Here is a 14,788-nt window from a genome sequence, read left to right as displayed (position 1 = left end):
CCTCGCCCGCGTCGTCGGCACCCGCCGCGACACCGCTCGCCCCCTCGTGACCGGAGGCCCCCGATGACCGTCACCGCCGCACCGCGCGCCCGCCGCGCCGATCCCGCCCACGGCCCTGCCGCCGAACTCGACGACGATCTCGCCGCCGACCAAGGCGCCGACGTGCGCGCGCGCCGTCGAGCCGACCGCGAACGAGAGCTCGCCGCCCCGCACGGCTGGCTGAGCCTGGCCGGATTCCACTGGCTGCCGTCGCGACCGGAGCCCGTGCCCGGCGTGCCCGGGCTGTGGCTCGCCGACGACGTCGGCGCGCACCTGCGGCCGGGCGAGGCGGACGGACCGCGCGTCCAGGGTCCCGGGGTCGCGGACGGCGCGTTCGACGGCGACGTCCCCGAGGGCGGCAGCGTCGTGGTGGGCACGTTCCTGCCGGCCGGGCGCGAGCCCGTCGACGCCGCCGCCGCCGCCCCGGGAGAGCGGGCCGCCCAGGACGCGACGGCGGGCGAGACCGCCGGGGAGACGGCCGCGGTGGCGATCGAGCTGGTGCGGCGCACCGGCCGCCTGGCGATCCGGCTGCGTGACCCGCACGCCCGGGCCCGCCTCGACTTCGCCGGCGTGCCGGTCTTCGCGCACGACCCGTCCTGGGCGCTCGAGGCGCCCGTGCGGCTGTACGACGCGCCCCGTGAGGTTGTCGTCGGGGCCGCCCGGTCCGGCCTGGTGCATCGGCTGCAGGCGGTCGGCGAGCTCGACCTGACGCGCGGCGACCGGACGGTCACGCTCGTGCTGACCGGCGGCCCCGGCGGCACCCCGACGCTGCTGTTCAGCGACGAGGCTCCCGGCGTCGCGCCCTGGCGGGTGGCTCGCCCGGAGCTGCCGGGGTCCTTGCCCCCCGGCGGATCGGGCGTCGCGCGACTCGACCTCAACGACGCGCTGAACCTCCCGTACGCGTTCAGCGACCACGGCACGTGCCCCGCCCCGCCGCCGGGCAACCACGTCCCGTTCGCCGTCACGGCGGGGGAGAGGGCGCCGCGATGACCGCCGTCACGACGCCGGGCGCGCAGTCTGCGGGCACACGGTCCGAGGGCACGCCGTCACCGGCGGGCCGGCCGCCGGAGTCGGGGAATGCCACCTCCGGCCCGTACTCGGACCTGCGCATCGTCCCCGCCCGCCACCCGGGCCGTTGGGTGGCGACGGCCGGCGTGGCCGTGCTGCTCGCGATGGTCGTCAGCTCGCTGCTCACCAACGACCGGTGGGAGTGGGACGTCGTCGCGCAGTACCTCACCTGGCCCTCGATCCTCTCCGGCGCCTGGGCGACGATCCGCCTCACGGCCGCGGCCTCGGTGGTGGGCTTCGCCCTCGGCACGGTGCTGGCGCTCATGCGGCTGTCCCGCTCGCCGCTGCTCGTCGGGGTGTCGTGGGCGTACACCTGGGTGTTCCGGTCCGTGCCGCTGCTGCTGCAGCTGCTGCTCTGGTACAACCTCGCCTACCTGTACCCGCACCTGAGCCTCGGCGTCCCCTTCGGGCCCGAGTTCCTCTGGTTCGACACCCTGGGGGTCGTCGACAAGTTCGGCGCCGCGATCCTGGGCCTGGGGCTCTCGCAGGCCGCGTACTCCGCCGAGATCGTGCGCGCCGGCATCCTCAGCGTCGACCAGGGGCAGCAGGAGGCGGCCGCCTCCCTCGGCATCCCGCGCCGCCGCCAGGCGACCCGGATCGTGCTGCCGCAGGCGATGCGCTCGATCGTGCCGACCGCCGTCAACGAGGTGATCGGCCTGCTCAAGGGCACCTCGATCGTCTACGTCCTCGCGTACGGCGAGCTGTTCTACATCGCGTCCGTCATCTACGGCCGCAACGGCAAGGTCGTGCCCCTGCTCATCGTGGCGGCGATCTGGTACCTGGTGCTCACCACGCTGATCACGATCGTCCAGTACTACGTGGAGCGGCACTACGCGAAGGGCGCCGTGCGCACCCTGCCGCCCACGCCGCTGCAGCGGCTGCGCTGGTCGTCGGCCGTGACCGTGGCCCGGCTCACCGGCCGCCCCGTGCCCCCGCACGTCCCGCCGGCGTTCGCGGCCCGCGCCCGCGTCGGCGTCCTCACCCGCACCGCCCGAACCCCGGGAGGCCCCGCATGACCGCCACGACGACCCACCCGACGACCCGCCCGACGGCCAGGCAAGGGGCGCACGGCGGCGCGGCCGGCCGCGTCGAGGTGCACGGCCTGCACAAGAGCTTCGGCACCTTCGAGGTGCTCCGCGACGTGAACCTCACCTTCGAGCCGGGCACCGTCACCGTCGTGCTCGGGCCCTCCGGCTCGGGCAAGTCCACGCTGCTGCGCGCGATCAACCACCTCGAGAAGGTCGACGCCGGGTTCGTCACGGTGGACGGCGACCTCGTGGGCTACCGCCGCCGGCACACCCGACGCGGTGGCCGGCGGGGCGACGTGCTGCAGGAGCTCAAGGAGCGGGAGATCCTCGGGCAGCGCACCCGCATCGGGTTCGTCTTCCAGAACTTCAACCTCTTCCCGCACCTCACCGTGCTGGAGAACGTCGTCGAGGCGCCGCTGTCCGCGCAGCGCCGCCCCCGCGCCGAGGTGGAGCCCGAGGCCCGCGAGCTGCTCGCCCGCGTCGGCCTCGCCGACAAGGCGGACGCGCGGCCCCGGCAGCTGTCCGGCGGGCAGCAGCAGCGTGTCGCCATCGCCCGCGCCCTCGCGCTCCGGCCCCGCGTGCTGCTCTTCGACGAACCCACGTCCGCCCTCGACCCCGAGCTGGTCGGCGAGGTGCTCGAGGTCATCAAGGACGTCGCGAGCACCGGCACCACCCTCGTCGTGGTCACCCACGAGATCGGCTTCGCCCGCGAGGTCGCCGACACCGTCGTCTTCATGGACGGCGGGGTGGTCGTCGAGCAGGGGCTGCCCGACCAGGTGCTCTCCCGCCCGCGCCACGACCGCACCCGCGCCTTCCTCGACAAGGTCCTCTGACCGCCCCCTCCGGCCCCGGCCGCACCCGACCCACCCCCACGCACCCATCCCCAGGAGAAGACCCGTGACCGCACCGACCCGCCGAGCCCGCGCGCTCGCCCTGCTCGCCGCCGTCCCCCTGCTGGCGCTCACCGCCTGCGGCAGCGTGAGCACCTCCGCGCCCGAGGCTGCCCGCGACGGCGCCGAGGCCCCCGCCGGCACCAGCTCCGAGGGGGCGGCCGCCGCCGGCCTCGAGGTGAGCACCAGCCCTGACCAGGACCGGATCCGCTCCACGGAGTCGGCCGAGGCCGTCGGCCTGCTGCCCGACGCGTTCGCGGACAAGGACGACTTCGTCGTCGCCGTGAGCGCCGGCGCGGCGCCGCCGCTCGGCTTCTTCGCCGACGACGACAAGACCCCGATCGGCAACGAGACCGACATCGCGCAGCTCGTCGCCGACGGCCTCGGCAAGGACCTCCGCCTCGAGGTCAAGGCCTGGGCCGACTGGCCCCTGGCCCTCCAGTCGGGCGACGTCGACGCCGTCATCTCCAACGTCACCGTGACCGAGGAGCGCAAGGAGACCATCGACTTCTCCTCCTACCGCAACGACGAGCTGGGCTGGCTGACGAAGGCCGGCTCCGACGTCGGCGAGATCGCGGAGCGGAAGGACATCGCCGGGCTGCGGGTGGGTGTCGGCTCGGGGACCAACCAGGAGAAGATCCTGCTCGAGTGGAACGACCAGAACGTCGCCGAGGGGCTCGAACCCATCGCCGGCGGGCAGCCGGAGTACTACGAGCAGCTCTCCGACGTGCTGCTCGCCCTGAAGTCCGGCCGCCTCGACGTCTACGTCGGCCCCAACGCCTCCCTCGCGTACCAGGCCAAGATCGCGCCCGACGAGCTGGCCGTCGTCGGCACGCTCAACGGCGGCTGGCCCGACACCGCGCAGATCGCCGTCGCCACCAAGAAGGGCAACGACCTCGCGCCCGCCGTCACCGCGGCCCTCCAGCAGGCCTTCGACGACGGCACCTACGCGCAGGTGCTCGAGCGCTGGGGCCTGGAGACCGAGGCCGTCGAGAAGCCCGAGACCAACCCTCCGGGCCTGCCCGCGACCGAGTGACGGCTCGGCCCACCACCACCCGCTCACGCCGCACCATCACCGGAGACCACCATGACCCACACCGCCCGGGTGCCCCTGTCCGTCCTCGACCTCGCCCTCGTGCCCGAGGGGCGCACGGGCGCGCAGGCGGTGCGCGACGCCGTCGACCTCGCCGTCGACCTCGACCGGCTCGGCTACCGCCGGGTCTGGTACGCGGAGCACCACCTGTCGCCGGGGGTCGCCTCCGCCTCGCCGGCCGTGCTCGCGGCCGCGGTCGCCGCCCGCACCGAGCGCATCCGCGTGGGCTCGGGCGCGGTGCTGCTGAGCACCACCAGCCCGCTCGTCGCGGCCGAGCAGTTCGGCACCATCGCCGCCCTGCACCCGGGGCGGGTGGACCTCGGCCTGGGCCGGGCGCTCACGCCGCCGAAGGACGGCGCGCCGCGGCGGGTTCCCACCGCATCGGCGAGCGGGCCGCGCGTCGTCGACGGGCTGTACGTGCCCCCGGCGCCGCCGACCGCGGGGGACTCCGTGCTGCGCGAGCGGGCGCTCGCGCAGGCGGCCGTGGTGGGATCCTCACGCACGCCGGCGAGCTTCCGCGCCGAGGTCGAGCTGGTGCTCGGGCTGCGGGCGGGCACCTACGCCGACCAAGGCGGCCGCCGGTACGTCTCCCCGCCCGTGCAGGACGCCGCGTTCGACCTGTGGGTGCTGGCGTCCTCCGGCGGCGAGAGCGCGCGCGTGGCCGGGGAGCTCGGCCTGCCGCTGGCGGCGAACTACCACGTGAGCCCGTCGAACACCCTGGAGACGGTCGCCGCGTACCGGGCGGCGTTCCGGCCCGGCGTGCTCGCAGCGCCGTACGTCGTCGTCTCCGCCGACGTCCTCGTCGCCGACACCACCGAGCGGGCCCGCGAGCTCGCGGCGCCGTTCGCCGACTGGGTGCTCTCCATCCGCCGTGGGGAGCACGGCGCGATCGCCTACCCGCGCCCCGCCGACGCCACGCCCTGGGCCGAGCGCCCCGAGGCGGAGCGTGCCGTGGTCGCCGACCGGGTGGACACGCGCGTCGTCGGCGACCCGGCGACCGTCGTGGACCGGCTGGCGACCCTGGCCCGCGTCACCGGGGCCGACGAGCTGCTCGTCACCACCGCCGCGCACGACCCCGCCGACCGGCAGCGGTCGTTCGCGCTGCTCGCGCAGGCGTGGGGCGCGACCGAGGGCGAGGCGCCTCGCGTCCCCGCCCTGGCCACGTCGCACTGACCCGCACCCACCATCCACGAGGAGGACCCATGACCACGTCCGAGACCACCACGCCCGAGACGACGCCCGAGACCGCCGTGCCGGCGCTCGACGCCCGCACCGCCGGCGCACGGGTCGCCGACGGCGCCCTGCTGATCGACGTGCGGTCGTCCCGCGGGCGGGCCGCCACCGGCGAGATCCCCGGGGCGACGCTCGCCGACAGGGACGACCTGGACGCGCTCTTCGGCCCGGCCGACAAGCCCGCGATCTCGCTCGACACCCCGGTCGTCGTGGTGTGCGGCTCGATCGACGGCTCCGGGCCGGTCGCCGCGGCGCTCGCGGCCCGCGGCTACACCGACGTCACCCACGTCGACGGCGGGTTCCCCGCCTGGCGCGACGCCGGCCTCCCGGCGAGCGCGCCGTCGGACGCCGCGGGCGCCTGATCCGCCCGGCACCAGCACGTCCCGCCCCACCGCTGCACCGAAGGAGACCCCATGCCCGTCGAGTTCCTCGGCATCGCGACCACGAACGACGCGTCCGAGACGTCCGCCCGCACCACCGCCGCGTTCGACCCGGCGTACCTCGAGCGCATCGTGCGCGCCCACGAGGACAACGGATGGACGCGGGTGCTGTTCGCCTACGGGTCGTCCGGCCCGGAGCCGGCCGCCCTCGCCGCGTACACCGCGGCGCGCCTGCAGAGCATCGAGCTCCTGCTGGCGCACCGCCCGAACGTCTCGTACCCGACGTACGCCGCCAAGACGTTCGCGACCCTCGACCAGCTGTCCGGCGGTCGGCTGTCGGTGCACTTCATCACCGGCGGCAACGACCACGAGCAGGGGCGCGAGGGCGACCGGCTCACCAAGGGCGAGCGGTACGCGCGCACCCACGAGTACATCCGGATCGTCAAGCAGGCCTGGACCAGCCCGGAGGCGTTCGACCACCACGGCGAGTTCTACGACTTCGAGGACTTCGTGCTCGACGCGAAGCCGTTCGAGGGCCACGTGCCCACGATCTCGTTCGGCGGGTCCTCGGACGCCGCCTTCCGCGTCGGGGCGGCGGAGGCCGACATCTACGCCGTCTGGGGCGAGCCCCTGGCGCGCACGAAGGAGCAGATCGACCGCGTGCACGCCGAGGCCACGGCGGCCGGTCGCGCGACGCCGCCGCGCATCCACGCGGCCTTCCGGCCGATCGTCGCGCCCACCGAGGAGCTGGCCTGGGAGAAGGCGCACCGCGTGCTGGACCGGATCGAGGCCCGCAAGGCGGAGCTCGGCGGGCAGCTGTCCCGGCGGCACCCGATCGACCGGCCCGAGAACGCCGGGTCGCAGCGCCTCCTCGAGATCGCCGCGGCCGGCGAGCGGTACGACACCGCGCTCTGGACCGCGACGGCCAAGGCCACCGGCGGGGCCGGCAACTCCAACGCGCTGGTCGGCACGCCCGAGCAGGTCGCCGAGGCGCTGCTCGCGTACTACGACCTCGGCGTGCGGGTCATCTCCGCGCGCGGGTACGACCTGCTCGACGACGCGATCGACTTCGGCCGCCACGTCATCCCGCTGGTGCGCGAGGGCGTGGCCGCGCGCGACCGTGCCGCCGCCGAGTCGGCCGAGTCCGCCGAGTCTGCAGCGGCCGCGACCGGGGAGCGCGTGGCCTGATGCGCTTCCAGCTGCTCGACATCGTGTTCAACCCGCCGCATCCCGTCACGGGAGAGGCGGTGCCGCCCGCGGACCGGCTGGCGCGCGTCGTCGAGCACGCCGTGCTGGCCGAGGAGCTCGGGTTCGACTCGTTCGCGGTGGGGGAGCGGCACGCCGGGGACGTGCTGTCGTCCGCGCCCACCGTGATCCTCGGGGCGGTGGCCGCGCGCACCCACCGCATCCTGCTGTCCACCGGCGTCACCGTGCTCTCGTTGCTCGACCCGATCCGGGTGGCGGAGGACCTCGCGACCGTCGACCAGCTCTCCCGCGGGCGGTTGGAGATCGTCATCGGCAAGGGCAACGAGGAGCTGCAGTACCCGCTGCTCGGCCTCGACATCGCCAAGCAGTACGAGTACCTCGAGGAGAACTACGAGCTGCTGCGGCTGCTGCTGTCGACCGAGGACGTGACGTGGTCCGGGCGGCACCGGCACGCCCTGGAGCACGCCACCACGCTGCCGCGACCGTTCGCCGGGCCGTTCCGCATCTGGCACGGGTCCGCGACGAGCGAGTTCGCCGTCGACCTGGCCGCCCGGTGGGGCGACCCGATCGTCAGCGCCAACGCGCTGCAGCCGCGGGAGAGCTACGGGCGCCTGATCGACCGCTACCGGGAGCGGTACGCGGCCGCCGGGCACGACCCGGCATACGGCTTCGTGGGCGCCGGCTCCGGCGGACTGTTCCTCGCGGACACCACCGAGCAGGCTGTCGAGCAGTACCGGCCGCTGTACGAGGGACAGGTCGCGCGGCTGCGGGCGCGGGGCTACGACCCCGCGACGCACGTCGGCAAGGCGCAGGCGTTCGAGACGATCGAGGACGCCGTCGCGCACGGCCCGGCGTTGGTCGGATCGCCCGAGCGGGTGGCCGAGAAGATCCTCGACTACCACGGCACCTTCGGGCACGCGCTGCAGTCGGTCTCGGTGAACCACCTGCTCGAGCCCGCCCACCAGGAGGACGTGCTGCGCCGGTTCGCGGCCGAGGTCGCGCCCGTCGTGCGCGCCGAGGTCTCGACGACGCTCTGGGGGCCCGACGACGGTCGCCGGGCCGCGGGCTTCACCGCCGTCGCGCACGACGCGGCTGCCGCGGCCGCGTGAGCACCCAGCCATCGCCGGGGGCCGGTGTCCGGCATGCGGTCGCCCCGTCGACCGGATGGTGGGCGGCGAGGAGAATGGCGGCGGACCGATGCCCGACCGCCCGCGACAGGAGGAGTCATGACCGTCCAGCCGACCCAGCTCATGGTGCTGGCCGTGCTCGTCCTGGCGACCGTCGTCCTCGGCGCGGTGTGGCGGTCCCGCCAGGGGCGCGTCCGTACCGCGCCCGCCCGCCGCGAGACCGTCGTGGACTGGGCGGCCCGCGGGATCCGGCTCGGCGAACGGGCGACCTTCGTCCAGCTGTCCGCCGAGGTGTGCGCCCCGTGCCGCGCCACCGCGCGCGTCCTGAAGAGTCTCGCCGAGCGCGAGGCCGGCGTCGAGCACCACGAGCTCGACGTGGACGACCACCTCGACCTCGTGCGCGAGCTCGGCGTCCTCACCACCCCGACGGTGCTCGTGCTCGACGCGACCGGCGCGCAGGCCGCCCGCAGCAGCGGCGGCATGTCGCCGGCGCAGGCGCGCCAGGCCCTGGCTGCGGCGCTCCCGGCGCCCGCCGCCTGATTCCCCCGAACCGCCCGCAGGAGGCGACGATGACCCGCGAGACCATCCCCACCCAGGCGCCGGCCGGCATCGACCCGCGCGGCCCGCGGGTCGGCGCCGGCATCACCGCCCTGCTGCTCGCGGTCGTCGTGCTCCTCGGGGCGTCCACCGCCGGCCTCGTGCTGCTCGCCGTCGTGGCCGCCGGCTTCCTGCTGGGCACGGTGCGCGGAGCCCAGGGGACCGTGCAGGGCTGGCTCTTCAAGACGCTCGTACGCCCCCGGCTCGCCCCGCCCGTCGAGCTCGAGGACCCGCGCCCGCCTCGGTTCGCCCAGCTCGTCGGCCTCGTGGTCACGGGCGTCGGCGTCGCCCTCGGGCTCGCGGGCGTGCTGGCCGCCGTGCCGTGGGCCGCGGGGATCGCGTTCGTCGCGGCCGGCCTCAACGCCGTCGTCGGGCTGTGCCTGGGCTGCGAGCTCTACCTGCTCGGCGCGCGACTGCGGCCCTCGGCCCGCTGAGGCGTCCGCCCAACCCCACCGCCGCACCCGAGCGCCCCACGAAGGCCCCGCCGTCACCGACGGCGGGGCCTTCGGCGTCCGCGGCCCGCCGTGTCTCCACCGCTCGTCCGTGATGTGAGACGTCCCGCCCGACCCTTGACTCGCGCGACCGCGACGGCTTCCCTGCCGCCCAGGTGACGAGCGCCAGCACCCAGGCCCGGCTCGCTGGCCAGCAACCCTTCGACGTGACGGGGTGCTCCGGGAACGACCTGACCCCGCGGCGTCCGCGGCGGGGTAAGCACGGCTCCGGTCGTCCACGACCGCGCCCGGCCCCGCGCCGGCGCGGGGACGGCCCGCCACGACCACGAGGACTGCCACGCGATGACGACCACCCCGCGCACCTCGCGCACCCCGCGCCGCCCCGCCGTCGGGCTTGCTGCGACCGTCTCGGCCGCCGGCCTCCTGCTGAGCGCCTGCTCGACGGGCGCCGACACCGCAGGGACCGGCGCGTCGGCCGACGCCGAGCCCGTCGCGTCGGCCGACGCCGAGCCCGTCGCCGGCGGCGACCTGACGTTCGCCATCACGGTGGACTCGCACTGCATCGACCCGCAGCAGGTCGGCAACAACGACGCGATCGCCGCCGCCCGCCAGACCGTCGCGTCGCTCACCGCCCAGGACCCGGAGACCGGCGAGATCCTGCCCTGGCTCGCCGAGAGCTGGGAGGTGGACGACGACGCCTCCAGCTACACCTTCCACCTGCGCGACGACGCCACCTTCGCCGACGGCACCCCCATCGACGCCGAGGCCGTCAAGACCAACTTCGACGCCATCGTCGACCTGGGCGCCGTGGCGTCCCTCGGCTCCCAGTACCTCGTCGGCTACGCCGGCACGACCGTGGTGGACGAGCACACCGTGACCGTCGACTTCGACGAGCCCAGCGCGCAGTTCCTCCAGGCGACGTCGACGTTCTCCCTCGGCCTGCTGTCGCCCGCGTCGGCGCAGCTCTCCGCCGAGGACCGCTGCGCCGGCAAGTACGTGGGCTCGGGCCCGTTCGCGGTGAAGTCGTACACCCAGGACCAGGAGATCGTCCTGGAGAAGGTGAGGGGCTACGCCTGGGGGTCCGAGGCGAGCGCGCACACCGGCGAGGCCTACCTCGACACCGTGACGCTCAAGGTCGTGCCCGAGGCCAGCGTGCGCACCGGCTCCCTCCAGTCGGGGCAGATCGACGCCACCGCCGCGCTGAACGCCGTCGACCTGCCGCAGTTCGACGGCGACGGGTTCTGGCTGCAGTACCGCGCCAACCCCGGCGTCGTGTTCAACCTCTTCCCCAACGAGTCCCGCCCGCTGGCCGCCGACGAGGCCGTGCGCACCGCCCTCGTCAAGGGCATCGACCGCCAGCAGATCGTGGACACCGTCCTGACGCCGCAGGACCAGCCGGCCACGGGCGTCCTGTCCCACTCGACGCCGCTGTTCGAGGGCGCCGACGACCTGCTCGCCTACGACCCCGAGGGCGCGAAGAAGGCTCTCGACGACGCCGGCTGGGTCGAGGGTGCCGACGGCATCCGGGTGAAGGACGGGCAGAAGCTCACCACGACCGTGACGTTCTGGCAGGAGCCTGGCGCGCTCGAGCTGGTGCAGCAGCAGCTGCGGCAGATCGGCGTGGACCTGCAGCTCAAGCACGTGACCGTCGCCGAGAAGGAGGCGGCGAACGAGGCCGGCGACTTCGACTTCGACTACTACAACCTCACGCGGTCCGACGCCGACGTGCTGCGCACGATCTTCTCGGCCAACGCGCGCAACATCAACCAGCGTGACCCCGAGAAGGTGGACGAGCTGCTCGACGACTCGGCCGCGGCCACCGACCCCGAGGAGCGGAAGAAGCTCGTCACCGAGGCGTCCCGGCTCCTGCTCGAGCGTGGGCACGCCATCCCCGTCTACGAGCTGTCCACGACGATCGCCGCGGCCGACCGCGTGCAGGGGCTGACCTTCGAGGCCTCCTCGCGGCTCGACTTCTACGACGCGTGGGTCACCGACGGCGCGGAGCAGTGAGATGACCCGCTACGTGCTGCGACGCGCCGCGCAGGGGGTGTTCGTCCTCTGTGCCGCGTTCACCGTCGCGTTCTTCGTCCTCTACCTGCTGCCGAGCGATCCGGCGGCACTGGTCGCGTCCGGGGGCGGCGAGGTGAGCCAGGTCGACCCGGCCCAGCTCGCCGCCCTGCGCGCCGAGTACGGGCTCGACCGCCCGATCCTCGTCCAGTACGGCGACGCGCTTCTCGGCGCGCTGACCGGCGACTTCGGCGTCTCGTACGTGAGCGGCGCGTCCGCCACGTCGCTCGTGGCGCAGGCCCTGCCCGAGACCCTCGAGCTCACGGGGGCGGCGCTCCTCGTCGCCGTCGTGGGCGGCACCGCGGTGGCCGTGGCCGGCGTCTTCCCGCGCTCCCGATTCCTGCGCCAGGCGCTGTCCGCCCTGCCCCCGCTCGGGGTGGCCCTGCCCACCTTCTTCGTGGGCCTGGTGCTGCTGCAGTGGTTCTCGTTCCGGCTGCCGCTGTTCCCGGCGCTCGGCAACGAAGGAGCGGTCAGCCTCGTGCTGCCCACGATCACCCTCGCCGTGCCCGCGGGCGCCCAGCTCGCCCAGATCCTGTCCCGCTCCCTGCGCGGCACCCTCGGGGAGCCCTACGTGGAGACGGCGTGGGCGAAGGGCGCGAGCCGCACCCGGGTGCACCTCGCGCACGCCCTGCGCAACGCCGCCATCCCGGCGTTCACCGTGCTCGGCGTGCTGGTGGGTGGCCTGCTCGGCGGCGCCGTCGTCACCGAGACCGTGTTCTCGCGCCAGGGGCTCGGGCGGCTCACGGTGCAGTCGGTCAACCAGCAGGACGTGCCGGTGGTGCTGGCGGTCGTGGTGTTCTCCGCGCTCGTCTTCGTCGTCGTCACGCTCGTGGTGGACCTCGTCTACCCGCTCCTCGACCCCCGGATCCAGGCGCGGGGGAGCGGACGGGCGAGGGCGGGGCAGCGTGCGGCCCGGCGGACGAGGGCGGTGACGGCATGACGCTGCAGACCCTCACCCGCCCGCGGGTCACGCCGGCGCGGGAGACCGGGCACGCGCCCGCCGGCGCCCCGGGAGACGTCACCCGGGCGCGCCGCGCGGCGAGCGCGGCACGTCACGTGCTGGGCCGCCCGGACCTGCTCCTGGCCGTCGTCGTGCTGCTGCTCGTCGCGGCCTGGGCCGTGGCGCCGCAGGCATTCACCGGCCAGGACCCGCTGGTCGGCGTCCCCGCCGACCGGCTCCAGCCGCCGTCGGCCGCGCACTGGTTCGGCACCGACCACCTGGGGCGCGACGTGTACGCACGCGTGGTGCACGGGTCGTCGCTGACCCTGCGCACGACCGCCCTCGCGGTGGCGGTCGGCCTTGTCCTCGGCTCCCTCCTCGGCCTGCTCGCGGGCTTCCTGCGGGGCTGGGTGGACGACGTGATCGGCCGGCTGGTCGACGTGCTGCTCGCGATCCCGAGCATCCTGCTGTCCCTGGCGATCATCACCGCGCTCGGTTTCGGGCCCGTCAAGGTGGCCGTCGCGGTCGGCATCGGCTCGGTCGCCACGTTCGCCCGCGTGATGCGCGCCGAGGTGCTGCGCGTGTCGACCTCCGTGTACGTCGAGGCGGCCCGGGCGTCGGGGCTGCGCTGGCCCGCCGTGCTGGGCCGGCACGTGCTGCCCAACTCCTCCGGCCCGGTGCTCGCGCTCGTCGCCCTCGACCTCGGCACGGCCGTGCTCGCCGTGTCCGCGCTGAGCTTCCTCGGCTACGGCACCCCGCCGCCCGCGCCCGAGTGGGGCGCGCTCGTCTCGGGCGGGCGCGACTACCTCGCCACCGCCTGGTGGCTCACCACCCTGCCCGGCCTCGTCATCGTGGCCGTCGTGCTCGCCGCCAACCGGGTGTCGCGGGCCCTGGAGAAGACGGGAGAGGACCAGTGACGCGCACGACCTCGGACACGCCGGTGCTGGAGATCCAAGGCCTCGAGGTCGCGTACCGGACCGCCGACGGCAGCACCCGCCCCGCCGTGCGGGGCGTGGACCTGCGCGTCGGGGCGGGAGAGATCGTGGCCCTGGTCGGCGAGTCCGGCTCGGGCAAGAGCACGACGGCGCACGCCGCGCTGCACCTCCTGCCCCGGGGCGGGATCGTCACGGCGGGCAGCCTCCGGCTCGACGGCCGCGACCTGACCGACAGCCTCACGACGAGCCGGTCGAGCAAGGAGTGGCAGGGCGTCCGCGGCCGGCACGTCGGACTCGTGCCGCAGGACCCGACCGTCTCCCTCAACCCCGTGGTGCGCGTGGGCGACCAGGTCGCCGAGGTGCTCGTCATCCACGGGCTGGCGCGCCGCGCCGACGCCAGGGTGCGCGCCGTCGAACTGCTGCGGGAGGCGGGCGTGGACGACCCCGCCGCGCGGGCCCGGCAGTACCCGCACCAGCTCTCCGGGGGCCTGCGGCAGCGGGTGCTCATCGCGATCGCCCTCGCGGCCCGGCCGCGCCTGATCGTCGCGGACGAGCCCACCAGCGCGCTCGACGTCACCGTGCAGCGCCGCATCCTCGACCACCTCGACTCCCTAGTGCGCGAGACCGGCACCGCGGTGCTGCTCATCACCCACGACCTGGGCGTCGCCGCGGACCGCGCGGACCGGATCGTCGTGCTCCAGGACGGGGTCGTCGTGGAGGAGGGGCCGGCAGGGCACCTGCTCGACGACCCGCGCCACCCGTACACGCGCGCGCTCATCGCGGCCGCCCCGAGCCTCGCGAGCTCCCGCCTCGTCGTCGGTGGGCGGGGCGTCGGTGCCCCGGACGGCGGAGCCGAGCCGGCGGCGGAGCGTTCGGCGTCTCCGGCGGCGGCGGAACCCGTCCTCGCGCTCGACGGCGTGCGCAAGGAGTTCGCCCTGCCGCGCGGCGCGCAGCGCCGCACGCTCGTGGCGGTGGACGACGTCAGCCTCGCCGTCGGGCGTGGGCGCACGTACGCGCTGGTGGGCGAGTCCGGCTCCGGCAAGACGACGACGGCGCGCCTGGCGCTGCGGCTCGAGCGGCCCTCGGCCGGGCGGGTCGTGTTCCGCGGGCAGGACGTCACCGCCGCGCGCGGGCGGGAGCTGCGGACCCTGCGGCGGGGTTTCCAGGTGGTCTACCAGAGCCCTTACGCCTCGCTGGACCCCCGGTTCACGGTGGAGCAGGTGATCGCGGAGCCGCTGCGCGCCTACGGTGTCGGCGACCGCGCGGAGCGCGCCGACCGGGTGCGCGCCCTCGTCGAGGACGTGGCGCTGCCCGCCGACGTGCTGCGGCGCGGCCCGCGGGAGCTGTCCGGCGGGCAGCGGCAGCGCGTCGCCATCGCGCGGGCGCTCGCCCTGCGGCCGGACCTCGTGGTGCTCGACGAGCCCGTGTCGGCGCTCGACGTCTCCGTGCAGGCGCAGATCCTCGAGCTGCTGGTGCGCCTCCAGGCCGAGCACGGGCTCGCGTACCTGTTCATCTCGCACGACCTCGCCGTCGTGCGGCAGGTCGCCGACGAGGTGGGTGTGATGCAGCGGGGCCGGCTCGTGGAGCAGGGCGCGGCGGAGCGGATCCTGCTGGACCCGCAGCAGGACTACACGCGCGAGCTGGTGGCCGCGATCCCCGGTCGCCGGGCGCTGTCCGGAACCTCGACGTAGCACCTGGTGTCGCTTCCGGGCCCGGGAGCGACACCAGGTGCT

The 14,788-nt window shown here is 75.2% G+C and carries 14 protein-coding genes and 1 riboswitch; all 14 genes read left to right on the top strand.

What is annotated here, in order from left to right:
• Positions 1 to 63 precede the first annotated feature (63 nt).
• The 14 genes from ACQP60_RS06695 (at position 64) to ACQP60_RS06630 (ending at position 14,746) form a co-directional block, all read left to right on the top strand.
• Positions 64 to 1,029 (top strand): DUF1684 domain-containing protein, encoded by a 966-nt coding sequence (locus ACQP60_RS06695; RefSeq protein ID WP_429729666.1) that lies wholly within the window; start codon positions 64 to 66, stop codon positions 1,027 to 1,029.
• Positions 1,026 to 2,123, top strand: a complete 1,098-nt coding sequence (locus ACQP60_RS06690) for an amino acid ABC transporter permease (protein WP_429729663.1) — start codon at positions 1,026 to 1,028, stop codon at positions 2,121 to 2,123. Before ACQP60_RS06695 ends, ACQP60_RS06690 begins: the two co-directional genes overlap by 4 nt.
• Positions 2,120 to 2,968: an amino acid ABC transporter ATP-binding protein gene (locus ACQP60_RS06685; protein ID WP_429729660.1), complete on the top strand. Its 849-nt coding sequence runs from the start codon at positions 2,120 to 2,122 to the stop codon at positions 2,966 to 2,968. Before ACQP60_RS06690 ends, ACQP60_RS06685 begins: the two co-directional genes overlap by 4 nt.
• A gap of 64 nt (positions 2,969 to 3,032) precedes the next feature.
• A complete protein-coding gene (locus tag ACQP60_RS06680; RefSeq protein WP_429729657.1) occupies positions 3,033 to 4,061 on the top strand; it encodes an ABC transporter substrate-binding protein in 1,029 nt (342 codons plus the stop codon).
• Positions 4,062 to 4,112: 51 nt separating this feature from the next.
• Positions 4,113 to 5,291, top strand: coding sequence for an LLM class flavin-dependent oxidoreductase (locus ACQP60_RS06675; RefSeq protein ID WP_429729654.1), 1,179 nt, complete (start codon positions 4,113 to 4,115; stop codon positions 5,289 to 5,291).
• A gap of 29 nt (positions 5,292 to 5,320) precedes the next feature.
• Positions 5,321 to 5,713, top strand: coding sequence for a rhodanese-like domain-containing protein (locus tag ACQP60_RS06670; protein ID WP_429729652.1), 393 nt, complete (start codon positions 5,321 to 5,323; stop codon positions 5,711 to 5,713).
• Between the two features lie 51 nt (positions 5,714 to 5,764).
• On the top strand, positions 5,765 to 6,919 hold the full coding sequence (locus ACQP60_RS06665; RefSeq protein ID WP_429729649.1) for an LLM class flavin-dependent oxidoreductase: 1,155 nt from the start codon (positions 5,765 to 5,767) through the stop codon (positions 6,917 to 6,919).
• Positions 6,919 to 8,046, top strand: a complete 1,128-nt coding sequence (locus tag ACQP60_RS06660; protein WP_429729647.1) for an LLM class flavin-dependent oxidoreductase — start codon at positions 6,919 to 6,921, stop codon at positions 8,044 to 8,046. Before ACQP60_RS06665 ends, ACQP60_RS06660 begins: the two co-directional genes overlap by 1 nt.
• Positions 8,047 to 8,163: 117 nt before the next feature.
• Complete coding sequence (locus tag ACQP60_RS06655) at positions 8,164 to 8,604, top strand: thioredoxin family protein (protein ID WP_429729644.1); 441 nt, start codon at positions 8,164 to 8,166, stop codon at positions 8,602 to 8,604.
• A gap of 29 nt (positions 8,605 to 8,633) precedes the next feature.
• The gene (locus tag ACQP60_RS06650) at positions 8,634 to 9,095 is read left to right on the top strand and encodes a DUF4395 domain-containing protein (protein WP_429729641.1); all 462 of its coding nucleotides are present in this window, start codon (positions 8,634 to 8,636) and stop codon (positions 9,093 to 9,095) included.
• 172 nt (positions 9,096 to 9,267) lie between these two features.
• Positions 9,268 to 9,381: riboswitch (SAM riboswitch) on the top strand.
• A gap of 74 nt (positions 9,382 to 9,455) precedes the next feature.
• Positions 9,456 to 11,123, top strand: coding sequence for an ABC transporter substrate-binding protein (locus ACQP60_RS06645; RefSeq protein WP_429729639.1), 1,668 nt, complete (start codon positions 9,456 to 9,458; stop codon positions 11,121 to 11,123).
• Position 11,124: 1 nt separating this feature from the next.
• Entirely contained in the window at positions 11,125 to 12,120 is a 996-nt protein-coding gene (locus tag ACQP60_RS06640; RefSeq protein ID WP_429729636.1) for an ABC transporter permease, read from the top strand.
• The gene (locus tag ACQP60_RS06635; RefSeq protein ID WP_429729633.1) at positions 12,117 to 13,037 is read left to right on the top strand and encodes an ABC transporter permease; all 921 of its coding nucleotides are present in this window, start codon (positions 12,117 to 12,119) and stop codon (positions 13,035 to 13,037) included. Before ACQP60_RS06640 ends, ACQP60_RS06635 begins: the two co-directional genes overlap by 4 nt.
• On the top strand, positions 13,034 to 14,746 hold the full coding sequence (locus tag ACQP60_RS06630) for a dipeptide ABC transporter ATP-binding protein (protein WP_429729631.1): 1,713 nt from the start codon (positions 13,034 to 13,036) through the stop codon (positions 14,744 to 14,746). Before ACQP60_RS06635 ends, ACQP60_RS06630 begins: the two co-directional genes overlap by 4 nt.
• Positions 14,747 to 14,788: the final 42 nt, after the last annotated feature.

Origin of the sequence: Isoptericola variabilis, from assembly GCF_050311655.1 — a bacterium.
Classification (GTDB): Bacteria; Actinomycetota; Actinomycetes; order Actinomycetales; family Cellulomonadaceae; genus Isoptericola; species Isoptericola variabilis.
The sequence above is the reverse complement of the archived record's forward strand: the minus strand, read 5'-3'. Positions and strand labels throughout refer to the sequence as shown.